Source organism: Bacillus sp. AK124, from assembly GCF_053903085.1.
Genome location: NZ_CP096378.1, coordinates 1,381,834 through 1,405,609, shown reverse-complemented (window position 1 = coordinate 1,405,609; position 23,776 = coordinate 1,381,834). Strand labels below are relative to the sequence as shown.

At 47.9% G+C, this 23,776-nt stretch carries 20 protein-coding genes, 1 other RNA gene and 1 other annotated feature; of the genes, 3 read left to right on the top strand and 18 right to left on the bottom strand.

What is annotated here, in order from left to right:
• Nucleotides 1-15: 15 nt before the first annotated feature.
• The 4 genes from M1E06_RS07070 to cymR all read right to left on the bottom strand — a co-directional run bounded on the left by M1E06_RS07070 (nucleotide 16) and on the right by cymR (nucleotide 3,561).
• Nucleotides 16-666: a tetratricopeptide repeat protein gene (locus M1E06_RS07070; RefSeq protein WP_035338444.1), complete on the bottom strand. Its 651-nt coding sequence runs from the start codon at nucleotides 664-666 to the stop codon at nucleotides 16-18.
• A 94-nt stretch (nucleotides 667-760) separates the two neighbouring features.
• Complete coding sequence (mnmA, locus tag M1E06_RS07065; protein WP_035338445.1) at nucleotides 761-1,879, bottom strand: tRNA 2-thiouridine(34) synthase MnmA; 1,119 nt, start codon at nucleotides 1,877-1,879, stop codon at nucleotides 761-763.
• A gap of 105 nt (nucleotides 1,880-1,984) precedes the next feature.
• Nucleotides 1,985-3,124 carry a cysteine desulfurase family protein gene (locus M1E06_RS07060; protein WP_035338447.1) on the bottom strand — a complete coding sequence of 380 codons (1,140 nt, stop codon included), beginning with the start codon at nucleotides 3,122-3,124 and terminating at the stop codon, nucleotides 1,985-1,987.
• A gap of 20 nt (nucleotides 3,125-3,144) precedes the next feature.
• Nucleotides 3,145-3,561, bottom strand: coding sequence for a cysteine metabolism transcriptional regulator CymR (gene cymR, locus M1E06_RS07055; RefSeq protein WP_023855382.1), 417 nt, complete (start codon nucleotides 3,559-3,561; stop codon nucleotides 3,145-3,147).
• 571 nt (nucleotides 3,562-4,132) lie between these two features.
• On the opposite strand from cymR, the gene M1E06_RS07050 reads away from it, so the two are divergent.
• Nucleotides 4,133-5,398, top strand: coding sequence for a replication-associated recombination protein A (locus M1E06_RS07050; RefSeq protein WP_023855383.1), 1,266 nt, complete (start codon nucleotides 4,133-4,135; stop codon nucleotides 5,396-5,398).
• A gap of 146 nt (nucleotides 5,399-5,544) precedes the next feature.
• Here the strand turns inward: M1E06_RS07050 and M1E06_RS07045 are convergent, their stop codons facing one another.
• The 5 genes from M1E06_RS07045 to M1E06_RS07025 all read right to left on the bottom strand — a co-directional run bounded on the left by M1E06_RS07045 (nucleotide 5,545) and on the right by M1E06_RS07025 (nucleotide 10,335).
• Complete coding sequence (locus M1E06_RS07045) at nucleotides 5,545-6,309, bottom strand: tRNA threonylcarbamoyladenosine dehydratase (protein WP_023855384.1); 765 nt, start codon at nucleotides 6,307-6,309, stop codon at nucleotides 5,545-5,547.
• A gap of 154 nt (nucleotides 6,310-6,463) precedes the next feature.
• Nucleotides 6,464-6,660: non-coding RNA, 6S RNA (ssrS, locus tag M1E06_RS07040), on the bottom strand.
• A gap of 68 nt (nucleotides 6,661-6,728) precedes the next feature.
• Nucleotides 6,729-8,507: an aspartate--tRNA ligase gene (gene aspS, locus M1E06_RS07035; RefSeq protein ID WP_023855386.1), complete on the bottom strand. Its 1,779-nt coding sequence runs from the start codon at nucleotides 8,505-8,507 to the stop codon at nucleotides 6,729-6,731.
• 14 nt (nucleotides 8,508-8,521) lie between these two features.
• Nucleotides 8,522-9,796 (bottom strand): histidine--tRNA ligase, encoded by a 1,275-nt coding sequence (gene hisS / locus M1E06_RS07030; protein WP_023855387.1) that lies wholly within the window; start codon nucleotides 9,794-9,796, stop codon nucleotides 8,522-8,524.
• A gap of 80 nt (nucleotides 9,797-9,876) precedes the next feature.
• Nucleotides 9,877-10,116: a binding site (T-box leader), on the bottom strand.
• 54 nt (nucleotides 10,117-10,170) lie between these two features.
• Nucleotides 10,171-10,335, bottom strand: a complete 165-nt coding sequence (locus M1E06_RS07025; RefSeq protein ID WP_023855388.1) for a YrzK family protein — start codon at nucleotides 10,333-10,335, stop codon at nucleotides 10,171-10,173.
• A 142-nt stretch (nucleotides 10,336-10,477) separates the two neighbouring features.
• On the opposite strand from M1E06_RS07025, the gene M1E06_RS07020 reads away from it, so the two are divergent.
• Nucleotides 10,478-12,049 carry an SH3 domain-containing protein gene (locus M1E06_RS07020; RefSeq protein WP_035338449.1) on the top strand — a complete coding sequence of 524 codons (1,572 nt, stop codon included), beginning with the start codon at nucleotides 10,478-10,480 and terminating at the stop codon, nucleotides 12,047-12,049.
• 27 nt (nucleotides 12,050-12,076) lie between these two features.
• Here M1E06_RS07020 and dtd read toward each other — a convergent pair whose 3' ends face one another.
• The 8 genes from dtd to M1E06_RS06980 all read right to left on the bottom strand — a co-directional run bounded on the left by dtd (nucleotide 12,077) and on the right by M1E06_RS06980 (nucleotide 21,389).
• On the bottom strand, nucleotides 12,077-12,520 hold the full coding sequence (dtd, locus tag M1E06_RS07015; protein ID WP_035338452.1) for a D-aminoacyl-tRNA deacylase: 444 nt from the start codon (nucleotides 12,518-12,520) through the stop codon (nucleotides 12,077-12,079).
• A 13-nt stretch (nucleotides 12,521-12,533) separates the two neighbouring features.
• The gene (locus M1E06_RS07010) at nucleotides 12,534-14,735 is read right to left on the bottom strand and encodes a RelA/SpoT family protein (protein WP_023855390.1); all 2,202 of its coding nucleotides are present in this window, start codon (nucleotides 14,733-14,735) and stop codon (nucleotides 12,534-12,536) included.
• 169 nt (nucleotides 14,736-14,904) lie between these two features.
• Nucleotides 14,905-15,417, bottom strand: coding sequence for an adenine phosphoribosyltransferase (locus tag M1E06_RS07005; RefSeq protein WP_023855391.1), 513 nt, complete (start codon nucleotides 15,415-15,417; stop codon nucleotides 14,905-14,907).
• 17 nt (nucleotides 15,418-15,434) lie between these two features.
• Nucleotides 15,435-17,783, bottom strand: coding sequence for a single-stranded-DNA-specific exonuclease RecJ (recJ, locus tag M1E06_RS07000; RefSeq protein WP_023855392.1), 2,349 nt, complete (start codon nucleotides 17,781-17,783; stop codon nucleotides 15,435-15,437).
• 71 nt (nucleotides 17,784-17,854) lie between these two features.
• Nucleotides 17,855-18,148, bottom strand: a complete 294-nt coding sequence (locus M1E06_RS06995) for a LapA family protein (protein WP_023855393.1) — start codon at nucleotides 18,146-18,148, stop codon at nucleotides 17,855-17,857.
• A gap of 26 nt (nucleotides 18,149-18,174) precedes the next feature.
• Nucleotides 18,175-18,678 carry a cation:proton antiporter regulatory subunit gene (locus M1E06_RS06990; protein ID WP_035338453.1) on the bottom strand — a complete coding sequence of 168 codons (504 nt, stop codon included), beginning with the start codon at nucleotides 18,676-18,678 and terminating at the stop codon, nucleotides 18,175-18,177.
• A gap of 152 nt (nucleotides 18,679-18,830) precedes the next feature.
• Complete coding sequence (gene secDF / locus M1E06_RS06985; protein ID WP_023855395.1) at nucleotides 18,831-21,056, bottom strand: protein translocase subunit SecDF; 2,226 nt, start codon at nucleotides 21,054-21,056, stop codon at nucleotides 18,831-18,833.
• A gap of 36 nt (nucleotides 21,057-21,092) precedes the next feature.
• Nucleotides 21,093-21,389 (bottom strand): post-transcriptional regulator, encoded by a 297-nt coding sequence (locus M1E06_RS06980; protein ID WP_023855396.1) that lies wholly within the window; start codon nucleotides 21,387-21,389, stop codon nucleotides 21,093-21,095.
• Between the two features lie 117 nt (nucleotides 21,390-21,506).
• On the opposite strand from M1E06_RS06980, the gene spoVB reads away from it, so the two are divergent.
• Nucleotides 21,507-23,060 carry a stage V sporulation protein B gene (spoVB, locus tag M1E06_RS06975; protein WP_026579144.1) on the top strand — a complete coding sequence of 518 codons (1,554 nt, stop codon included), beginning with the start codon at nucleotides 21,507-21,509 and terminating at the stop codon, nucleotides 23,058-23,060.
• 9 nt (nucleotides 23,061-23,069) lie between these two features.
• On the opposite strand, the gene M1E06_RS06970 is transcribed toward spoVB, so the two are convergent.
• Entirely contained in the window at nucleotides 23,070-23,720 is a 651-nt protein-coding gene (locus M1E06_RS06970; protein ID WP_020452417.1) for a DUF421 domain-containing protein, read from the bottom strand.
• Nucleotides 23,721-23,776 lie beyond the last annotated feature (56 nt).

The following is a 23,776-nucleotide window of genomic DNA, read 5'->3' as shown; positions in this document are numbered from 1 at the left end:
ACGGCCCTTGATCAATCAAGCTTCTTCCAAAAGCTGCTTGGCGCGAATGCTGAGCATATGGTCCGGCTGAATGTCCAGCGCCTTGTTCAGCATGGCAAGCGCGGTTTCCCGATCTTCCTTAAACGCATAGGCAACGCCTAAATTATAAAAAGCATCTGCATGGGACGGATCGCGCTCTGTTACATTTGAAAACTCCGTGATAGCTTCGTCCAGCATCCCTTCATTGGCAAGGCACATCGCGTATTGAAAACGGGCTTCGACATCCATATCGTTCAGCTCAGCGGCCCTTTGCAAATACGGCATCGCGAGCTTCGGCTGCTCAAGCTTCACAAGCGTCGTCCCGAGCATATAATATAAGTCGCTGTTTTCCATGCCCGTCCGATGCGCTTTTTCAAACATGTCCTTCGCTTCTTGATACCGTTCTTTCATGACATAGACATTCCCGGCTCCATAATAAGCTGCTCCCGCTTTCTCGTCCAAAGCAGCCGCCCGGTCGTAAAACTTAAGCGCCCTGTCCAGTTCCCCGACTGCCGAAAGCAGATTGGCAAAGTTGATATAAGGCACCGGATCGCCGCTGTTTTCATCAATTGCCTTTGTAAAGGCTTCTGCGGCTTTTTCAAAGTCGCCTTTTTGCATAGCATCTATTCCAATTTGATTGTAATCCAAAAGCCCTCTCCCTTTCACGAACTATTTTAAAAAGGCCGCCGACATTGCCGGCAGCCGTTCGAGAAGCTCCGGGGTGTTATCCAGAGCCCCGGTTTTATACATACCAAAGTTGTTGTCCGTCTTTAAACACATCATCAATCGTTCCGCCGCCTAGGCATTCTTCACCTCTGTAAAAGACAACCGCTTGTCCCGGCGTAACGGCGCGGACCGGCTCTTTAAAGACGACCTCTGCTTCATCTGTCCCGGTCATTCTGACAGTGACTTCGTGATCGGCTTGGCGATAGCGGAATTTGGCCGTGCAGGTGAGCTCGTCTTCGCCGCCGAAGACGCCGTCATGCACAAAGCTTACGTTTGTCGCCGTGATCTTATCGGAGAAAAGAAGCGGATTGTCGAATCCTTGGTCAACATACAAGATGTTTTTTTCAAGGTCTTTTCCGACGACGAACCAAGGGTCTCCGCTTCCCCCGATGCCGAGGCCGTGCCTTTGTCCGATCGTATAGTACATTAAACCGTCGTGGCGGCCTTTGAATTCGCCTTCCATCGTCCGCATATCTCCCGGCTGTGCTGGAAGGTACTGGCTGAGAAACGTTTTGAAGTTCCGTTCTCCGATAAAGCAGATGCCTGTGCTGTCTTTTTTGGCAGCTGTCGCAAGCCCCGCTTCTTTTGCGATTTCCCTGACGCGGCTTTTTTGAAGCTCGCCGATCGGAAACAGCACTTTGCTTAACTGCTCTTCTGTCAGCTGGTTAAGAAAATAGGTCTGATCTTTATTTTCGTCCAGCCCTCTGAGCATTTTAACACGCCCGTCCGTACGGTCGACCCGCGCATAGTGGCCGGTGGCCAAATAATCGGCTCCAAGCGACAAAGCGTGCTCCAAAAAGGCTTTAAATTTAATCTCTTTGTTGCACATCACATCCGGGTTCGGCGTTCTGCCCGCTTTATATTCATCAAGGAAATATTGAAAAACCTTTTCCCAATACTGCTTTTCAAAATTTACCGCATAGTACGGAATTCCGATTTGATTACATACCTTTATAACATCTTCGTAATCTTCCGTCGCTGTGCAAAAACCGTTCTCATCTGTGTCATCCCAGTTTTTCATAAAAATTCCGATGACATCATAGCCCTGCTCTTTCAAAAGCAAAGCCGCCACAGAGGAATCAACGCCTCCGGACATTCCGACGACCACCCGTGTATCTTCAGGCCGCTTCGTCATTTTCATCAACTCCAATAAATCAATTCAAAAACTTGTCCTTTCAGATCATATCATCATTTTCGGGCAAGATGCGAATCTTTAGCTCGGAGCGTCGCTTCCCGACACTTATGACAGGCGCTGAACAATTGCCGCAAGTTCTTTCGCGGCCCGCTCCACCTGCTCCTCTGTATTGCCAAAGCCGAAGCTGATCCGTATGGATGACGTCAGCCGGTCATCTTCCTCGCCAAACATGGCGGAGAGAACATGAGACGGAAGCACAGATCCGGCCGTGCACGCCGATCCGCTCGATACTGCAATTCCCGCCATATCGAGATTAACGAGCAGCGATTCAACAGATACTCCCGGAAAATACAGATTTAAAATATGCGGCAGGCTGTGCTCTCTGCTGCCGTTCACATCGAAGGAGACGCCATCTGCTTCCAGCGTACGAATGACGATGTCTTTAAACCGGCGGTAAAGCGCCGATTTTTCTTCTCTTTCCTGACCTGACAGCAAAACGGCTTCACCGAGTCCCGCGATTCCCGGGACATTTTCCGTTCCCGCCCGACGTTTGCGTTCCTGCTCTCCTCCGAAAAGCAGCTGGCTGAGCTTCACCTTTTCGTTGACGTATAAGAAGCCTGTCCCCTTCGGCCCGTTCAGTTTATGTCCGGAGACTGACATCATATCGATGCGGCTTTTTTGCACATCAATCGGCAAAAAGCCGAAGGCTTGTACCGCATCTGTATGAAACAGCGCCCGATGGTCTTTTAGCAGATCGCCGATCTCATCTATCGGCTGAATCGTTCCCACTTCATTGTTTCCATACATTACCGTCACCAGGATGGTATCGTCCCGCAGCGCGTCTTTCACCTGCTCAGCGGAGATTCTTCCGCTTTCGTCGACATCAAGATATGTGACGTCAAATCCCATTTCTTCAAGCCTGTTGCACGTATGCAGAACGGCGTGGTGCTCGATCTTTGTCGTGATGATGTGGCGGCCCTGCTGCTCTCTCGCCAGTGCGGTTCCGAGAATCGCCATATTGTCGGCTTCGGTTCCCCCGCTCGTAAAAACGATTTCATTGGGATGCGCTCCGATTTCCCGAGCGATCATCTCCCTCGTGCCGTCAAGCCATTTTCGGCTCTCCCTCCCAAAGGAATGAATGCTTGAAGGGTTTCCGAAGTTTTCCGTTAAGTAAGGCAGCATTTTTTCCACTACCCGTGGGTCAGTCGGAGAAGTCGCTGCATGGTCTAAGTAAATCCGTTCCATCCTAACATTACACCTCAATCTTAAATGTAAAACATATACGCTTCTTGCTCGCCCTCTGTATAGCTGGCCAAGTCTTCAAGCGTCGTGGAGTCCAGCACTTCCTTGACAGCGTCGCGAATCTTGATCCACAGCTCGCGCTTTGCCGGCTCCTCATTTTCAAGTACTTCCACCGGGCTGATCGGTCCTTCCAGAACGCGAATGATATCGCCCGCCGTAATCGCCTCAGGCTCGTCACCCAGAATATAGCCGCCGTACGCGCCGCGGATGCTTTTCACAAGCCCTGCGTTCCGCAAAGGTGAAACAAGCTGTTCCAAATAATGTTCCGATAAATCGTTTGTCTGAGCAATACTTTTCAAAGAAGTCGGGCCTTCCCCATGCTTTTTAGCAAGCTCAATCATAATCGTCAGCCCGTATCTGCCTTTAGTTGATATTTTCAAAATAAACACCTCTAACCTATAATAAATCATGCCTTCAGGACGAAGGTACTCGGCGTTTTTCGCAGGACGCGAAAGCTCTTAGCCGAGTCTCCTTTCTCACCAGGACAAAGCTACTCGGCGTTCCTCGCAGGACGCGAAAGCCTTTAGCCGAGTCTCCTTTCTCACCAGGACAAAGCTACTCGGCGTTCCTCGCAGGACGCGAAAGCCTTTAGCCGAGTCTCCTTTCTCACCAAGACGAAGCACTCGGCGTTCCTCGAAGGAGGAAAAAGCACGCAGCCGAGTCCCGTTCGGACGCAGGAGGCGCCCAGCACATCCTAACAAGGCATAAGCCGTTCTCCAAATGAAATTACCGGTGCAAGCCGGCTGTTGGTTTTTAAGCATCTGTTATATATTAAAAACTCGGTTAAGGCAAGGTTCCAGCCTTGCCCTTCTGATAGATTACAGGTTATTATAGCACACTTTATATAAACTTTCATTTTCGGCCCTATATTCAGCTTGCCATATTCATTTCTTTTCTAATCGTCTTTTTTCCGTTACTCTATAAAAAGAATACATTCGGGAGAGATCAATCATGAAACCACTCGCATTTCGAATGCGCCCTACAAAAATCGAAGAGGTTCTCGGCCAGGATCATCTGGTCGGAGAAGGAAAGATCATTCATCGGATGGTGCAGGCCAAACACCTCTCATCGATGATTCTGTACGGCCCCCCGGGCATCGGCAAAACGTCGATCGCCACGGCGATTGCCGGCAGCACAAGCATCGCTTTCCGAAAACTGAACGCTGTCATCAATAATAAAAAGGACATGGAAGCCGTTGCCGCCGAAGCCAAAATGTCGGGGCAGGTCATCTTAATCCTTGATGAAGTGCACCGGCTTGACAAAGGCAAGCAGGACTTTCTCCTTCCGTATTTGGAAAACGGCATGATTATTATGATCGGGGCGACGACAGCCAACCCGTACCATGCGATCAATCCGGCGATCAGAAGCAGAACGCAGATTTTCGAGCTGCAGCCATTAGACTCTGAACAAATCAAAGCGGCCATTAAACGGGCGCTTGAGGATGAACACAGAGGCCTCGGTTCGTATGATGTTGCCCTCGACGATGAAGCCCTTGACCATATGGCCCGCGGCTGCGGCGGCGATGTCCGCTCCGCTTTGAATGCGCTCGAGCTTGCCGTATTGTCCACAAAGGAAAACAGCGAAGGAACCATCCGCATTACATTGGAAATCGCAGAAGAATGCCTGCAGAAAAAAAGCTTTGTCCACGACAAAGATGGAGACGCGCATTATGATGTCATTTCCGCTTTCCAAAAATCGATCAGAGGCTCTGATGTCAATGCGGCACTTCATTATCTGGCAAGGCTCATTGAAGCGGGGGATTTGGAAAGCCTTGCACGGAGGCTGCTTGTTATCGCCTATGAAGATATCGGCCTGGCGAGTCCGCAGGCTGGAGGAAGAACGCTTCAAGCTATTCAAACGGCGGAACGAATCGGATTTCCGGAGGCAAGGATTCCGCTCGCCAACGCCGTGATCGAGCTTTGCCTGTCTCCTAAATCGAACTCGGCGATCCTTGCGGTTGACGAAGCGCTGTCAGACGTCCGCTCCGGAAAGATCGGCGATGTGCCGAACCATTTAAAAGACGCCCATTATAAAGGAGCCGCAGAGCTTGGCAGAGGCGTCGAATACAAATATCCGCACAATTACGAGAACGGCTGGGTCAAACAGCAGTACCTGCCTGATCCGCTGAAAAACAAAGTTTACTATCAGCCGAAGCAGACAGGAAAATTTGAGCTCGCGCTGAAACAAGTATATGACAAGCTGATGAAACAAAAATAATAAACAGCCTGTTCCATTTTCATATGGGGAACAGGCTGTTTATTATTACACTGAGCTTTAAAGGATGACAAAATCCCAAAACGGCTTTTAGTTTTGGGATTTTGTCATCAATCTTAAACGACAGCACCGTTGCCGTCATTTTTGTATTACTTATCTTTCACCCTTTTGATCGGGATATCTTTCAAAAGCTCCATGATCACATGGCCGCCCATGATCAAGCCTGCGACTGACGGAACAAAAGCATTCGAAGACGGCGGCATCTGCGCTTTGCGGATTTTCGCTTCGTCATTTCCGACGATTTGGCGTACGTCTTCGCGGATCACGATCGGGCTTTCGTCAGAAAAGACGACTTTAATGCCTTTCGTAATGCCTTCCTTGCGAAGCCTCGTCCGGATGACTTTTGCAATCGGATCGGTGTGGGTTTTTGAAATATCGGCCACTTGGAACCTTGTCGGATCTGTTTTATTGGCCGCTCCCATGCTTGAAATGATGTTGATGTCCCGCTTCAGGCACTCTTTCATTAAGTGAATTTTATAATGAATCGTGTCTGACGCGTCGATTACATAATCCGGTTCATAAGCAAAAAACTGTTCATACGTCTCTTCGGTATAGAACATTTTTAAAGCGATGACATCACACTCAGGATTAATATCGGCGATTCTCGTTTTCATTAAGTCCACTTTCGGCTGTCCGACCGTTGAAAGTAAAGCCGGCAGCTGACGGTTGACATTGGTGATGTCAACATCGTCTTTATCGACCATCACGATTCTGCCGACACCAGAACGGGCGAGCGCTTCCGCGGCGAAAGAGCCGACCCCGCCGACGCCCAAAACGGCGACCGTGCTGTTTTTTAAAATATTTAAACCTTCTTTTCCAATCGCTAATTCATTGCGTGAAAACTGATGTAACAAGAATCTCACTCCATCTTTATTAACAGTTACCGATAGTATCTTATCATAATCGGGTGATTAAACAAGCGGTCTATTTCATTTTCCCGTCATATTTTTTCGCTTCGCCTCATAGATTATCCTATGTATGGCCGAAAAAGGCCTTTTCAAGCACAAAAAAAGTCCCGATTGTGCCGTTGTCGTATTCCTTCGTTTTGATCCCGCTCTCGGCAGGTGGGTGTTCTGTTCCAAACTTTGCAAGTCCTCCTGAGCACACGAGTGATAAGAGGCATTTGCTCCATTTGGAAACGTCGAACTCCCAAGTAAAAAAATGTTCGGTCAAAACTAGGTGTACAACAAACACATCAGGACTTTATTTGTTAAAAATGATATCATACGTCCCTTTGATTTTCAATGGGATGTACAGCCGTATATTTTACAATTTACTGTCGAACTTTGCGGTTGATTGACAGGTGCAGCTCATCGAGCTGGGCGCTGTCCACTTCGCTAGGTGCTTCCATCAACAAACAGCTTGCGCTTGCCGTTTTCGGGAATGCGATCGTATCTCTCAGGTTGGTGCGGCCGCTGAGCAGCATCACAAGCCGGTCAAGGCCGAGCGCGATTCCGCCGTGCGGGGGAGCCCCGTATTCAAACGCTTCAAGCAGGAAGCCGAACTGCTCTTTCGTCTCTTCCTCAGATAGACCCAAAAGCGCAAACATTTTCTCCTGAACATCTTTTTCAAAAATACGGATTGATCCGCCGCCCAGCTCATAGCCGTTTAAGACAAGATCATAGGCTTGCGCTTTCATGTCTTCCGGATTCGTGTCGACCAGATCAAGGTCTTCCCGGACAGGCATCGTGAACGGGTGGTGTGCCGCATAGAAACGTCCTTCTTCTGAATCATACTCAAGAAGCGGCCAATCAACGACCCATAAAAAGTTGAACAAGCTTTCATCGATCAGATTCAATTCTTTTCCGAGCTTTAAGCGCAGCGCGCCGAGCGCGTCATTGGCGACTTCCAGCCGGTCTGCGACAAAGAGGATGAGGTCCCCTTCCTTCGCGTCAAGCGCTTCAATGAGCACCTGCTGTTTTTCGTCCTGGAAGAACTTCGCAATCGGGCCTTTCAGTCCGTCCGCTTCGGCTTTCAGCCATGCCAGCCCTTTCGCCCCGTAGTTTGCGGCGAATTCGCCGAGTGCGTCAATGTCTTTCCGCGAATATTTAGATGCAGCGCCTTTAACGTTTATCGCTTTAACCGCGCCTCCGTTTGCCACAGCTGACGCAAACACTTTAAAATCGGAATCCTTTACGTTTTCTGATACATCGGTCAAAAGCATGTCAAAGCGGGTATCCGGTTTGTCGGATCCGTAAAGGTTCATCGCATCCTGATATGACATTCTCGGCAGCGGCAGAGAAATGTCCACACCGTGCGTTTCGAGCATGACTTTCGCCATCATTTCTTCAGCGAGCTTCATGATGTCTTCCTGGTTCATAAATGACATTTCGATATCGATCTGCGTAAACTCCGGCTGGCGGTCGGCGCGCAAATCTTCGTCCCTGAAGCAGCGGGCGATTTGATAATAGCGGTCAAAGCCGGACACCATCAACAGCTGTTTGAAAAGCTGCGGAGACTGCGGCAGCGCGTAAAATTCTCCTTCATGGACGCGGCTCGGCACGAGATAGTCGCGCGCTCCTTCAGGCGTTTTTTTTGTCAACACCGGTGTTTCAATATCGATAAAGCCGTTGTCATCAAGGAAGCTGCGGACGGCTTTTGTAACGTTATGCCGCATTTTTAAGGTGTTGAACATCTCCGGTCGGCGCAAGTCGAGATAGCGGTGCTTCAACCTGATGTCTTCAGACACTTCTGAAGCCTGGTCGCTGATCGCAAAAGGCGGCGTTTTGGCCGCACTCAGCACATTGACCGATTCCGCCTGGATTTCGATTCTCCCGGTTTTCAAGTTCGGATTGACTGTTGCTTCTTCACGGGCAACGACTTTTCCTGTAATGTCAAGCACATATTCGCTGCGGATGCTTTCAGCTGTTTCAAGGGCGTCTTTGGAAACGTCGGGATTAAATACAACCTGCACAATGCCGGTGCGGTCTCTCAAATCAATAAAAATCAAGCCTCCGAGATCGCGTCTTTTTTGAACCCATCCTTTTAAAACGACGGATTCTCCGATCGCCTTCTCCGTTATTTCGCCACAATAATATGTTCGTCCAAACAAAGCGGTCCTCTCCTTTAACTTTCAGTGTTTGTTTTCAAGAAATGGATGAATTCATCAAGGCCGATGGCCTGTTGATCTCCTGTTTTCGCATCTTTGACATTCATTTGATTTTGGCTCAGTTCATCCTCGCCCAAAACAGCGATATATTTCGCATTGAGACGGTCGGCGGATTTAAACTGGCCTTTCATTTTTTTCTGTTCATAGTCGATTTCGGCGGAAATTCCTGCTTCTCTCAATTTATAAAGGAGGGATACAGAATAGTCTTTGGCTTTGTCGCCAAGTGTCACGATATAGCAGTCAATGCCTTCATCCGCTCCGACTTTCACATTTTCCGCGTCAAGTGCGGCGAGAAGACGTTCGATACTCATTGCAAAGCCGATGCCCGGCGCTTTCGGTCCGCCGAACTCCTCGGTAAGGCCGTCATAGCGCCCTCCGCCAGCAAGCGTCGTAATCGCTCCGAAACCTTCGGCATTGCTCATGATTTCAAAAGCTGTGTGATTGTAATAGTCAAGACCTCTCACCAGGTTCGGATCGACCTCAAACGCAATGCCGATGTCGGTCAGATATTGCTGCACTTTCGCAAAATAGGCTTTGGATTCTTCATTTAAGTAGTCAAGAATAGAAGGAGCGGTTTTCAGCAGTTCATGATCCCTGTCTTTTTTACAGTCCAGAATCCGCAGCGGATTTTGTCGGAGCCGTTTTTGACAGTCTGAACAAAACTCGTCGATCCTCGGCTCAAAGTGGCGGATCAGCGCTTCTCTGTGAGCGGTTCGGCTCTCTTTGTCGCCGAGGCTGTTAATGACCAGCTTCAGATTGCTGAGACCCGCTTTCCGGTATACGCTCATCGCCAAGGCAATGACTTCCGCGTCAATCGCCGGATCGTTCGAACCGATCGCTTCGATGCCGAATTGATAAAATTGGCGGTAGCGGCCTGTCTGCGGCCTTTCATAGCGGAACATCGGTCCGATGTAGTAAAGTTTCGTCGGCTGAACCGGATTAGCAAAAAGTTTGTTTTCCACAAAAGAGCGTACTGCAGATGCAGTGCCTTCAGGACGAAGCGTCAGGCTTCTTCCTTTTTTGTCAGCGAATGTGTACATTTCCTTTTGTACGATATCGGTCGATTCTCCCACCCCGCGGGAAAATAGTTCTGTATGTTCAAAAATAGGTGTCCGGATTTCTTTATATTGATACGCATGACACGTTTCTCTCGCAATCTTTTCGACGTATTGCCAGCGTTCCGATTCTCCTGGGAGAATATCTTGTGTTCCCCTTGGAATATTAAATCCCATTTTTAAATCCTCCTCATGACTTAAATGCTTTTTTTCATTTATGGAAATAAAAAAACCCCCGAACCTACTATAAAACCAATAGTAGGGACGAGAGTTATACCCGTGGTGCCACCCTAGTTGGAACGATCAACCCGTTCCCGCTCATGCCTTTAACGCAGGTTCACGTCCGCCGCCTAATTGCTCGCAAGTTCTGCCGGGCTTTCAGCGGGAAACCTTCGGAGTGTTCATTCGGTCAAGATACCGTGCAGACCGCTTTCAGCCCAGGGCGGTTCCTCTCTTTTCACGTACTCTTGCCTACTATTCTCCATCTTCAGTTCAACTCATATGTACACTAATTTATATTATAATACGAGTGTTAAGTGTGCATGTCAACCCTATTTGCGGTTCTTTTTATTCTGAATTGATTCTTTGGACGCGAGCCCCAGCTCAGTCGCCGTTTCTTCCATAAAGCCGGCTTGCTCCGGATCCGCATGATCCTTTAGATGCAGATTTGCATCTTGCTCATGGATCGCTCTGCCCATTCTTTGATTATACCTCACACAACAACATCCTTTTGATATCTTTTTTCTATAGTATAAACAAATCATTTTCATTTTATTAAAAAAACGGCAAGGAATATACGATATAGAAGAAGAAGTAGTGTTCCAAGTTTTTTACCGAAAGGAGGAGATGGGTAACAATATGAAAAAAAGAACAGTATTGATCCTATCGATGATGCTGGCAGCACAAGCAGCCTTTTATACATCGTCAAACACAGCTTCTGCAGCCATCGGGGAAGCCGTGATTGCCACCGATGAAATCAATGTCAGGAGCGGACCCGGACTGAGCCATGAAATCGTCAGCGTCGTCAGCCGGAATGAAAGCTATCCGATTCTTGAAGAGCGCGGGGATTGGGTCCAGATCCAGCTGAACGGCGGACAAAAAGGATGGGTTGTATCCTGGCTGATCAAGAAAAAAAGCCAAGTCTCCAACGGCTCTGATTCAGCGGAGGGAAAAGTCACATCTTCCGAAGCAAACCTGAGAATCAGAAAAGGCCCCGGCACTTCATATGAAGTCCAAGGCGTATTCCCTGAAGGAGAACAGGCTGACCTGCTAAAGACCGACGGAAACTGGGTGAAGATTTCCTATCAGAACATCACTGGCTGGGTCCATTCAGACTATGTCAATCAAGGTTCAGGAGCAAAACAGTCTCAATCGTCTTCATCACGCGCTTCATCAACAAAATCAGGAACGGTCGGCGTATCCACCTTAAATGTCAGAAGCACAGCTTCCCATCAAGGACGGATTATTGCGTCGCTTCAACGGAATGCAAGTGTGACGATTTTAAACGAACAGCACGGCTGGTATGAAATCGAATTTAATGGTCAAAAGGGCTGGGTCGCAAGCCACTATATTCTCGAAGGACCCAAACAGAAAAGCGGAACTTCGGAAACAAGCAGCGGCTCCGGGTCAAAACAGCAGGCCACCATCGTGTATGAAGGCACAAATGTTAGAAGCGGGCCTTCGACATCCTCAGCGATCGTCAAGCGCGCAGGGAAAGGCGAGTCTTACCCGATCGTCTCTGCAAAAGGCGACTGGTATGAAATCAAACTGTCAAACGGCGATTCCGCCTATGTGGCAAACTGGGTCGTTCAGACCGCTGACCAGTCTGGCTCAGCCGGAGATTCGAAAAGCGCAGCACCGCCTTTGGCAAAGCGGTCAAGCGCGAGCGGCACAATCAAAAATAAAACGGTTGTCATCGATGCCGGACACGGCGGACATGACAGCGGGACAATCGGAACGCGGGGGACGCTCGAAAAACGGCTGACCATCAAAACAGCAACGCTTCTTGCCGCGAAACTGAGAGCCGATGGCGTCAACGTCTATATGACGCGGAATGACGATTCTTTCGTCAGCCTTCAGTCGCGGGTCGCGACCTCTCATTACCGAAACGCCGACGCTTTTATCAGCATTCATTATGATAGTTTTGCAAACGCGTCCGTAAGGGGAAATACCGCCTATTACTACAGCCCGTCAAAAGACCGGAAGCTCGCAGCAGACGTTCAGTCCGAGATCGAAAAACACTCGCCTCTGCCTAGCCGCGGCGTATTATTCGGGGACTACTTCGTATTAAGAGAAAATAAACAGCCCGCCGCATTGTTTGAACTCGGCTACTTGAGCCATCCTCAAGAAGAAGCGGTTGTCAGCACGAACGCTTATAGAGAAAGAGTGACAGACGGCATTAGAAGCGGCTTAGAAAACTATTTTAACTAATAAAAAAGCTCCCAAATGGGAGCTTTTTTATGCTTTCGAATCCATAATAAAGGTGACGGGACCCGAATTTGTCAGCTTGACATTCATCATTTCGCCAAATCTTCCCGTTTCGACAGCAACGCCTTTCGCGCGAAGCATGCTGTTCCACTCCTCGTATAATTGAAGCGCCTGATCGGGTTTTGCCGCTTTTGTAAAATTCGGCCGCCTTCCTTTTTTCGTGTCGCCGTACAAGGTAAACTGAGAAACCGATAAAACGGAGCCTCCGACATCTAAAAGCGACAGGTTCATCTTTTCGCCTTCATCTTCAAAAATCCGCAGATTGACTAGCTTTTCTGCTAAATATGCGGCATCTTCGCTCGTATCCTCATGCGTCACGCCGACAAGCACCATCAAGCCGAGGCCGATTTGACCGACAGTCTCGCCTCCTACCGAAACGCTTGCATCTGTGACGCGCTGAACAACTAATCTCATGACGCTTTTCCTCCTAATTCATCACCCTGCGCACGGAGTAGATATCTTTGATCTGTTTGATCCGTTCAACCACTTTATGCAAATGATTAATATTTTGAATGAAGATGGCCATATGGATCGTCGCCACTTTATTGCGGTCCGATTTACCTGACACAGATGAAATATTTGTTTTTGTCTCATTAACGGCCTGAAGAACTTCATTAAGAAGGCCGCGGCGGTCATAGCCGAGAATTTCGATTTCGACGTTATATTCTTTTCTCCGCTGCGTCTGCGGCTCATGCTCCCATTCTACTTGAATCAGCCGGTCGAGCGCTTCATTTGTTAAAACATTCGGGCAGTCCTCGCGATGGACGGATACACCACGGCCTTTTGTAATGAATCCGACGATCGGATCTCCCGGAACGGGGTTGCAGCATTTTGACAGTCTGATCAGAAGGTTGTCAACGCCTTTGACGCGAACACCCGCTTCGCGTTTTTTCCCTTGGTAAGGTTTCGGTTCAGGTGTTACATCTTGAACGCTTTTCACCTGTTCTTCCTGATCTCTGATTTTCCGTTCTTTTTCCGTCAGACGGTTTGCAACTTGAGCGGCTGTAATGCCGTTATAGCCGACTGCGGCATACATGTCTTCTTCATTGGCAAAATTGAACTTGTCGGCGACTTTCTGCAGATTCTCGACAGTTAAGACGTCCTTCACTTCAAAGTCCAGGTTTTTAATTTCTTTTTCAACCAGTTCTCTGCCTTTTTCGACGTTTTCCTCTCTGCGCTGCTTTTTAAAGAACTGGCGGATTTTATGCTTAGCCTGAGATGTCTGCGCAAGGTTGATCCAGTCCTGGCTCGGACCGTACGAATGCTTGGATGTTAGAATTTCTACGATATCCCCTGTGCGCAGCTTGTAATCAAGCGTGACCATTTTTCCGTTTACTTTCGCCCCGATCGTTTTATTGCCTATTTCTGAATGGATCCGGTACGAAAAGTCGATCGGCACAGAGCCTGACGGCAATTCAATGACGTCCCCTTTCGGCGTAAAAACGAACACCATGTCAGAAAACAAATCGATTTTTAGAGATTCCATAAATTCTTCGGCATCGCTCGACTCATTTTGAAATTCCAAAATTTCGCGGAACCAGGAAAGCTTTTTATCAAAGCTTGAATCTTCATTGACATTTTTGCCTTCTTTGTAAGCCCAGTGGGCCGCGATTCCGTATTCCGCAATTTCGTGCATTTCAAACGTCCTGATCTGGACTTCCAGCGGATCCCCCTTCGGCCCGATGACGGTGGTGTGGAGGGACTGGTACATGTTCGGCTTCGGCATTGCGATATAGTCTTTAAATCTGCCCGGCATCGGCTTCCAGCATGTATGAATGATGCCTAGAACCGCGTAGCAGTCCTTGATGCTGTTGACGAGGATCCGGACTGCGAGCAAGTCGTAAATTTCATTGAATTGCTTGTTTTGCATCGCCATCTTTCTGTAGATGCTGTAAATATGCTTCGGCCGGCCGGAAAAGTCCGCTTTAATATTGACCTCTTCGACGCGGCTTTTCACTTCGTTTACGACCTCTTCGACGTACAATTCCCTTTCGGCCCGCTTTTTCTTCATCAAATTGACGATCCGGTAATATTGCTGTGGATTTAAATAGCGTAAAGCGGTATCCTCAAGCTCCCACTTTATTTTTGAAATCCCAAGGCGATGAGCCAGCGGAGCAAATATTTCAAGCGTCTCATTTGAAATTCTGCGCTGCTTTTCCTGCGGCAGGTGCTTCAAGGTTCTCATGTTGTGAAGACGGTCCGCCAGCTTGATCAAAATGACGCGGATGTCCTGAGCCATAGCCACAAACATTTTCCGATGATTTTCTGCCTGCTGTTCTTCCTGTGATTTATATTTAATTTTCCCAAGCTTCGTGACGCCGTCGACAAGCATCGCAACTTCTTCGTTGAATGCTTCCTTTAAATCTTCAAGCGTTACGCTCGTATCTTCCACCACATCATGGAGAAATCCTCCCGCTATTGTGGCGGGGTCCATTTCCAAATCGACGAGGATACCCGCGACCTGGATCGGATGGATAATATAAGGCTCGCCCGATTTGCGGTATTGTTCGCGATGTGCGTCTTCCGCGTACTGATAAGCCTTTTTTATAAAAGCAACATGTTCATCGGAAAGGTAACTTTTCGCCTTCTCAATGACTTGCTCAGCGGTTAATACTTGTTCGTTCGCCATGGAATCACCTTTTTTATAATTGAAAACTGTATTGTAATTATTATCAAGAAAAATGTCACAGATGTAAAGAGAAGAAATTCAAAAGGACTTTTGCCGGCCCCGGAATACTATATGAATAGGAAAAAAAGCACCCGCTTTTTATGAGTGCTTTTTATAGTATAAAATTTGTTTAGTATTGCATCAAGGTTAAAATATCATATCCGTCCAGTTTATTTCTTCCTTCAAGATATGTCAGTTCGATCAGGAAAGCGATTCCGGCTACGACGCCGCCGAGCTCTTCAACCAGCTTGATCGTTGCTTCGATCGTCCCGCCGGTTGCAAGCAGGTCGTCAGTGATCAAGACGCGCTGCCCCGGTTTAATGGCATCTTTATGGATGGTCAGGACATCTTTTCCATATTCCAATCCGTAGTCGACTTTGATGACTTCACGCGGCAGTTTGCCTTCTTTGCGGACAGGCGCAAATCCTACCCCAAGCGAATATGCGACAGGGCAGCCGATGATAAATCCTCTCGCTTCAGGTCCCACGACAAGATCGATCTCTTTTTCTTTCGCATACGTTACAATTTGATCTGTCGCGTAGCGATAGACGTCGCCTTTGTCCATCAATGTTGTAATATCTTTAAATTGTACGCCTTCCTTCGGGTAGTCCGGCACAATTGTCACATACTTCTTCAAATCCATCTGTCTTCATGTCCTCCTCATACTTTATAAGCGACGGCGTTTTCCGCCATCCGCTTATCCAGCCACTGTTTAAGCTCATCCGCCGAAGAATAAATGAGCTTTTGCTCCAATTCAATCAGGCGCTGTTTTTCCCGGTAGGTTTCAGAATCTGTCAGATCGCGCTTTTCGGCATGATAAACAACAGATAAAACACCATTCTCTATTGTAACAAAACCGAGCTCAAAAAACACCTTTGTCATAAAATCAATTGTGTCTTTTGTCCAGCCTTTATGTCTGGCAAGCTCCCCGCCGTATTTCGGCAAGTCAAAAGAACCTCTTTTCAGGAGGAAAGCATAGTACCATTTAAAATATTCCCTAGTTGGAAATGTTGAGAAAAAATGTTCGTCTGATTGATAAAAAATCAGATAAATGCGCTCCAGTTTTTTGCCTTTTATCACTTGGTCAAAGATGTCGAGCGACGGCGGAATATCTATAAATACCGCATAGCGGCTCTCAAGGACGAGACGCTCTGCATCTTCAGAACCGCTGATGACGGTCAGCTCTTCTTCAAGGCCTGTCCCCGCAAGCTTCGCTTTGGTTTCCTCACGGAAGCAGATGCACACCCGTTTCGCAGGATCCAGCTGCAATATTTTTTCTTCCCATGACCGTTTTCCCCGCAGATCAAACAGCTGCCATTCATTGACGGCCGCATCTTTGATCATCAGCTGCGGTTTTTTTCTGTTATTCCACTCGTTAATCGACAGTTCCCCGACAATCGAGATCTTTGCTCCAGGAACGATTCCGTCTTCGATGGCGCCTTTATAAAATCCGATGCAATCAAGCTTGTTCTCGCCGTCTGCCAGCACAAGCTTCAAGTGATTCTTGTTGGCGCCGATTTTCCTGGAATCATCAATTTTAACGTCGCTGACAAGGACGAAGGGCTTCGGATTTCCCGTGCCGAACGGCGCCAGCATGTTCATTTCGGCAATGCTGTCAACCGTGATATCTTCGAGCCGGCAGCACAAATCGACGTCTTGAACGGGAATAAAATCTTCCTCGGTCAGAACCGCTTCAGCCTGACGGTTGATTCTCTCCCTTAGTGCCGAAACATCTTCCAGGTTGAGCGTCATTCCGGCTGCCATCGGGTGCCCGCCGAAGTGCGGGAGAATATCCCGGCACTCCGAGAGATTTTGAAATAAATCAAATCCTTTGATGCTGCGCGCAGATCCTTTGGCAATGCCTTTTTCTTCATCGATACCGAGAACGATGGCGGGCCTGTAATACCGCTCGACAAGCTTTGAAGCCACGATTCCGACGACACCGGGATTCCAGCCCGGCCGCGCCGCGACGATCACCGGCCGGTCAAGCCCTTCCTCCTCGATCATCTGAACGGCTTCCTCTGTCATCTGATTGACGATTTTTTGGCGCTCCTTGTTCAAGGCGTTGATATCTTCGGCCAGCTCTTCCGCTTCTGTTTCGTCTTTTGTGTTCAGGAGGTAAACGGCCGGGTCAGCCTGTTCAATTCTGCCGACCGCGTTTAAGCGGGGCGCAATTTGAAAACCGATGGTCTCTTCATCCGCACTATGTATCTCCGCTCCGGCAATTTTGGTCAGCGCCTTTAATCCGGGGCGCTTCGTTCTCCTGAACTGTTCCATGCCGCGCTTGGCAATCTGCCTGTTTTCATCATGAAGCGGCACAAGGTCGGCAATCGTGCCGATCGCACAAAGGTCGAGCAAATCTTCCGGGAGCTCTCCGTTCAAAGCGTGGGCTAGCTTAAATGCGACACCGACGCCGGCAAGCTCTTTAAATGGATAGCCGCAGCCCGGCTGCTTCGGATGAATGATCGCATAGGCATCCGGCAAAACGGGTCCCGGCTCATGGTGATCCGTAATGATCAAATCGACGCCAAGCTCTTTAGCGACTTCAGCTTCATGAACGGCGGCAATGCCTGTATCAACTGTGATGATCAATGAATAGCCTGATTCTTTGATCCCGCGAAAGGCCGCTTCGTTCGGGCCGTACCCTTCTTTAAAGCGGTCAGGTATATAAAAATCGGCTTGTGCTGAACATTTTTTCAACATTTGCAAAAGGACAGTCGTGCTTGTCACACCGTCCGCATCATAATCGCCGTAAATCATAATCTTTTCTTGATCTGAAATTGCCTGTTTGATTCGCTGTACAGCTTTTTCCATATCTTTCAGCAGATAAGGATCGTGAAAAACTGCATCCTTGCCATTTAAAAATGAAGATGCTTTGTCGGCTGTATCGTAACCTCTCATGACAAGCAATGAGGCGGCAAGGGGAGTAATGCCTAATCTTCCGGCGAGCTGCTCCACCTTTTCTTTGTCGGGCGTTTGCACGTCCCAACGCATTTTTGACGCTAACATAAATTCACCCCTCAACCACACTATTATACTAGAGCAGCATGAGGGGATTCAATTTATTTCGTGCAATCTTTCTAGTCTTTCTGATTTTCAGGGGCCGCCGATTCGGCTTCAAGTTCAGGATACTTTACCCGTTCTTCTCTCTTGAGCGCCTTCAGCTCTTTTTTCAGCCGCATGATCTGGAAAGCGCCGGCCGAGCCGATAATGAGCGCCCCCATCAATACCGATACCAAAATGACCAGGATCAAAGGCCATTCTGCCGTTCCAAAAAGAAAATCAACCTTCACCGGTTCAACATTAATGACCGCGAAAACAGCAACAATTAATGTAAAAATAAGTGCAGAGATTAACGTCCATTGTTTGTTCACCATACCCACTCCAATTCACGCAATATTCAAACATCTCGTTCCGATGCGGTCAACTTTTCTTTCATCAGCCGAGTTAATTCATTTCTTTCCCCGGAAATAACCATGGTGTCACCTTCACTTATCACCGTTTCCGAACCCGGATTCAAAATTTTGCCGCGGTCTTTTTTCACTACAGCTATCACTGTTACATGATAGTGTTCGCCGATACCCAAGGCTCCAATCGTCTCCTGGTCGGCCAGTGAACCGGACTCTATTTTAAACCACTCAATCATAAGCTTATCAAGCGCAGCCTCCACAGATTCCAAAGCTTTTGGTTTATATGCCATTCCGCCAAGTATCGCTGATATTTGCCTGGCTTCATCATCATCAAAACGAATATTAGACACACATTCCTCATCATCATTTTCATGAAAATGATACAGTTCTCTTGTCCCGTCTTCATGGAGAATGATTGTGATCTTATCCGCACTCCGCGTAAATATTTCGATCTTTTTTCCGATGCCTGGGAGTTCGGACTCGCGCATCCTCATAAAAAACCTCCTTATAACAAAGATCCTTTATAAATGGCTTTAACACGCACATTTTTTAGAGTTCAGTCATTATAGCAAAAGACTTCTTGAAGTTCAATCTCAGGATTCAAACAATGTTAAAGGCTGCCCAGCAGTGCGGGCAGCCTGGATAGTTAATTTTCTCCTTGCTTTTGTATAGGCTTTTTAAACTCCCGGCCTTTCCAAACAAGCCATAATTGAGCCGCGATGTAGAGCGATGAATACACTCCACTCAAAAGCCCCACTAACAGCGCAACAGAGAAGTTTGTAATCGATGCAGCTCCGAAGATTAAGAGCGCAATGACGACAATGACGACCGTAAGCACCGTATTAATTGAACGTGTGAATGTTTGCTGCAAGCTTAAATTCACAATATGCGACAAGTCGCTGAAGGTTTTCGGTTTGCGCTTTTTCAAATGCTCCCTGATCCTGTCAAATGTGACGATCGTATCATTTATCGAATAGCCGATGATCGTCAGCACGGCGGCAATGAAGGTAATATCAACCTCAAGCCTTGTGAGACTGAAGACGGCAATGATGAAGAACGCATCATACAGCAATGAAGCGATAGCCGCAACCGCCATCTTGTATTCAAAGCGGATCGATACATACAAAATGAGGCCGATCGACGCGATGATCACCGCATAGAACGCGTTTCTCGCCAGCTCTTTACCAACGGTCGGCGAGACGGTGCTGACATTTGGTTCGCTGCCGTATTTTTCTTTAAAATAATTTTTCACTTCAGCTATTTTTTTCTGATTCGGAACGCCGACAAACCTGGCGACTCCGTGATTATTTTTTTCGCCCGAGAGAACGATCGAGTCCGGCTCCAGCCCGACCTGGTCAAAATCCTTTTCAAGCTCCTGGGCTGTAAGCTTATGATTGCTTTGAACTTCGATTCTCGCTCCGCTTGAGAAATCGATGCCGAGATTCAGCTTAAACACAAGCAAGACGATAAGACCAGCGGCCAGAAGAACGCCCGAAAATGCAAAGAACCATTTACGCTTGCCGACAAAATCCCATTTGGTAAACGGAGTCGGAGGCTCAGTATTTTCGTCTGTCTTGCTGATGTCCAGGATGTCTTTTTTGCGCACCCCAAACCAGCCTTTTTTCCGGTCAAGCCAGCGGCTTTCGACCAGCAGGCCGAGCAGGAAGCGCGACAGGAAGACAGCTGTAACAAAGCTTGTCAAAATGGATAGGATCAGCATGGTCGCGAAGCCTTTGACAGAGCTCGTACCAAATATGAAAAGCACGATTCCGGCAAGCATCGTCGTAATATTGGCATCAAAGATCGTTGCAAATGATCTTCTGTTTCCTGCTTTAAAAGCCGAGCGGACCGATTTGCCGAGCTTCAGCTCTTCTTTTATGCGTTCGTACGTAATGATGTTGGCGTCAACCGCCATCCCGACGCCCAATATAAGAGCCGCGATCCCCGGAAGGGTCAGAACCGCATTCATCCAGTCAAAGATCTGAAGTGTAATGTAGATGTAGACCGAAAGCGTAATGACCGCGATAAAACCAGGCAAGCGATAGTAAAGAAGCATAAATAAGAAAATAATAGCAATACCGACGATTCCCGCAAACACGGTATCATTCAAAGCCTGCTCCCCAAACTGCGCGCCGACGGATGTCGAATACTTTTCAACGAGTTTGACAGGAAGAGCTCCCGCATTTAAAATGCTCGCCATATCTTTTGCTTCCTGAATCGTAAAGTTTCCTTCAATCATCACGTCTGACGTGTTCAGCACTTGGCTGACATTCGGAGCGGAGATGTATTTATGATCCGCTTTTTGCGATTCTTTTTTAAAGGAGTCGCCTTTTTTGTAATCAAGCCAGATGACGAGCTGGTTGTTCGGCTTCATATCGAGCACTTTCTTTGTCACTTCGCCAAATTTATCGGCATCCTTCAGCTTGATCGTCACGATCGGCTCATTTGTGTCCTGCTTGAACGACTGTTTAGCGCCGTTTTCGACAAGATCTGAACCGTTCAAAAGCTCTTTGTCATTCGTATCCCTGAACGTAAGCTGAGCCTGTGTGGATAAGATTTCCCGCGCCCTGCTCTGGTTGTCGACGCCGGCAAGCTGAACCCTGATCCGGTTGTTTCCTTCGATTTGGATGTTCGGTTCGCTGACGCCCAACACATTCGCCCGGCGGTTCAGCGCTTCAACCGTACTGATGAGGGCGTCCCTGTCAATTTTGTCGCCCTGTTTGGCAGGCTGGACTTCATACAGAACCTCAAAACCGCCCTGAAGGTCAAGGCCGAGGCTGATGCTGTCTGCAGCCGGCTTCGTGAACATTCCCAGTCCCGTACCGATCAAGAGAACGGTAAGGAAAAACGCAATCAAGCGTCCTTTTTTCATTATGTATTTCCTCCTTAAATCAACCAAAATCTACGGCTACCTCAGCAGCTCATCGAGCATATTCTGCCCTTCTTTGCTGTCGAGTAAATTAGACGTTTTAAATGATTCTACGGTTGCATAGTTCATAAATTCGCCAATTTTCACAGATAAAATATCACCGGCGAGCTGATGAATTTGAACATCCTTCTTTTTCTTCCATTTCTTATTCAATAAGTATGACCACAATTCCTCTATTTCAATATCGTCATAACCGAGTATCCTGAACTCTTCCGTCTTGCTGTGAAGAAAGGGTTTTAAATGATCCTTGTACAGATCAGCCGGATGTTTGCCCATGCCAAAGCCACGCTCCTTTCACATTTTTTCAGAGAGACTTGTCATGCTTGGACGATGTATGCGCATATCTTATTGTATATGATTAAAGGTTGTTTGAGAAGGCAGGGGACTCTAGAAATGACGAAGCAGACGTTTTTAAAAGGAACGCTCATTTTAATAGCGGCAGGTTTGATTACGAGAATGCTCGGCTTTATCAACCGGATTGTCATCGCAAGGTTCATCGGAGGTGAAGGTGTCGGGCTTTATATGATGGCGGCTCCGACTTTTTTTCTGGCGGTCACCCTCACCCAGTTCGGCCTACCTGTCGCCATCAGCAAGTTGGTTGCTGAAGCGGAAGCGCGCGGAGACCACAGAAAGACAAAGCAGATTTTAGTGATGTCTCTTGCAATTACCGGGACGCTCAGCGCCGTCATTACTCCGGTGTTTCTCATCTACGCCCCGCTGATGGCCGACACGCTGCTCACAGACAAAAGAACGCTTTATCCGCTTTTGGCGGTTACACCGGTCGTTCCGATCATTGCTGTTTCCAGCGTGCTGAGGGGCTATTTTCAAGGAAAGCAAAATATGAGGCCGCTTGCCGTGTCCCAGGTTCTCGAACAAATTGTCCGGATATCGCTTGTCGCCGTATGCACGACGGCATTCCTTCCGCTCGGCATCGAATATGCGGCTGCGGGCGCGATGCTGTCATCCGTGTTTGGCGAGTTGGCTTCACTCCTTTATTTGTTCGTCGCCTTTAAATACAAAAAGAAAATCCGCATCAGAAAACGTTTTTTCCAATCCCTGAAATCTGGACGAACCACGTTTTTCGAGCTGATGAGCGTCTCGCTCCCAACAACGGGCAGCCGTTTTATCGGCAACCTGTCATGGTTTTTTGAACCGATTGTCGTAGCGCAAAGCCTTGCAATAGCAGGGGTCGCCGCTTCCGCCGCAACGAGCCAGTACGGAGAGTTGACCGGCTTTGCCCTGACGCTTCTCACCCTCCCGAGCTTTATCACATATTCTCTGTCTACGGCGCTCGTTCCAGCCATCAGCGAAGGAATCGAACAGAAAAAAATGCAAGTCGTGGAATACAGGCTTGAGCAGGCGATGAGGCTTTGCCTTTTAAGCGGCGGAATATCGGCGGTCATTTTGTTTTCGTACGCGGATGAGCTGGTCAGCGTGATGTACGGGTCGTCAAATGCTGCGATTTATGTGAAAATCATGGCTCCATTCTTTTTATTTTACTATTTCCAAGGTCCGCTGCAGGCCGTCCTGCAGGCTTTAAACCTGGCCGGCGCGGCAATGATGAACAGCCTGGTCGGCGCCGTTGTGAAAACAGGTCTCATTTTTGTTCTCGCTTCACGGCCTTCACTTGGCATTATGGGGGCTGCGCTGGCGATTTTGACGGGGATCATCCTCGTCACCCTGCTGCACGCCGCAACCGTCAGCAAAGTACTTCCCATCAGCATTAACCTGAAAGAATATATCGTATCCTTCGGCGTCATTTTGATATCAGGGTGGGGAAGCCTTCTGATGAAAGAACACCTTTTTTTAGACCAGTCCGAGCCGATGCGCCTGCTTTTGTGTGTCGCGGTTACAAGCTTTCTTTACGTCTTCCTTCTGGTCGCCTTCAAGCTGGTCAAAAAAGAAGAAATCCAGCGGTTTCCGCTGTTCGGCCGCTGGATTTCGTAAGCTCTCGCTTTAAGGTTTAAATTCATCCTTTATGTCAATAAAAAAAGAACCTTTATTATATGTGCAATAAGAAATTTTGGAAAGATCGCGGTGTCCTCTTTTTTCAAGCTTTTGCTCAAGCCACTCCCGGTCTTTCCCGATCTTTTCTAATTGTTCTTTTTGAACCATTCCGTCAACAATCAACGGCAGTTCGATCATTTTGTTTGGCCCGTCTTTTGTAAACACTGAAAGCTTCCCGGTCGGCTCCAAAATCGCATATGAAACATCCCCGATTCGTTCCACATTCTTATCTCTCAGCTGTGTCATCAAATCATCGTAATTATAGCGCTGTGTCCTCATGGCGTGTTCATCAATTTTTCCGCGGTCTATGATAATCGTCGGTTTCCCATCGAGAAGCCGGCGGATTTTTTGATTTTTCAATGACAGATATGCAAATATAACCTGGATCAGCGTCAAAACGAGAATTGGAATGATCGTATGGAGAAGGTGGTCATCGAGATTTTCAATGGCCAAAACCGCGATTTCGGCCATCATAATAAAAACGACAAGATCCAATATGCTCAGCTCGCCTATTTCCCTCTTTCCCATCAAGCGAAACAAAATAAAGATGATGAAATACAAAACGACCGTCCGAAACGTAAGAGCTAAAATTTCATCCATTACCGCCCGCCTCCTTCCGCCTATCATGATCATAAACATAGCCTTTGTAAAATTGA

What these genes read in the sequence shown, in the direction of transcription:
- dtd (WP_035338452.1), bottom strand. Translation starts at nt 12,520, where the DNA reads ATGAGATTAGTTGTTCAGCGCGTCACAGATGCAAGCGTTTCGGTAGGA.
- secDF (WP_023855395.1), bottom strand. Translation starts at nt 21,056, where the DNA reads ATGAAAAAAGGACGCTTGATTGCGTTTTTCCTTACCGTTCTCTTGATC.
- M1E06_RS07050 (WP_023855383.1), top strand. Translation starts at nt 4,133, where the DNA reads ATGAAACCACTCGCATTTCGAATGCGCCCTACAAAAATCGAAGAGGTT.
- spoVB (WP_026579144.1), top strand. Translation starts at nt 21,507, where the DNA reads ATGACGAAGCAGACGTTTTTAAAAGGAACGCTCATTTTAATAGCGGCA.
- M1E06_RS07010 (WP_023855390.1), bottom strand. Translation starts at nt 14,735, where the DNA reads ATGGCGAACGAACAAGTATTAACCGCTGAGCAAGTCATTGAGAAGGCG.
- M1E06_RS07020 (WP_035338449.1), top strand. Translation starts at nt 10,478, where the DNA reads ATGAAAAAAAGAACAGTATTGATCCTATCGATGATGCTGGCAGCACAA.
- recJ (WP_023855392.1), bottom strand. Translation starts at nt 17,783, where the DNA reads ATGTTAGCGTCAAAAATGCGTTGGGACGTGCAAACGCCCGACAAAGAA.
- M1E06_RS07060 (WP_035338447.1), bottom strand. Translation starts at nt 3,124, where the DNA reads ATGGAACGGATTTACTTAGACCATGCAGCGACTTCTCCGACTGACCCA.
- hisS (WP_023855387.1), bottom strand. Translation starts at nt 9,796, where the DNA reads ATGGGATTTAATATTCCAAGGGGAACACAAGATATTCTCCCAGGAGAA.
- M1E06_RS07005 (WP_023855391.1), bottom strand. Translation starts at nt 15,417, where the DNA reads ATGGATTTGAAGAAGTATGTGACAATTGTGCCGGACTACCCGAAGGAA.
- M1E06_RS06970 (WP_020452417.1), bottom strand. Translation starts at nt 23,720, where the DNA reads ATGGATGAAATTTTAGCTCTTACGTTTCGGACGGTCGTTTTGTATTTC.
- mnmA (WP_035338445.1), bottom strand. Translation starts at nt 1,879, where the DNA reads ATGACGAAGCGGCCTGAAGATACACGGGTGGTCGTCGGAATGTCCGGA.
- M1E06_RS06990 (WP_035338453.1), bottom strand. Translation starts at nt 18,678, where the DNA reads ATGAGGATGCGCGAGTCCGAACTCCCAGGCATCGGAAAAAAGATCGAA.
- M1E06_RS06980 (WP_023855396.1), bottom strand. Translation starts at nt 21,389, where the DNA reads ATGGGCAAACATCCGGCTGATCTGTACAAGGATCATTTAAAACCCTTT.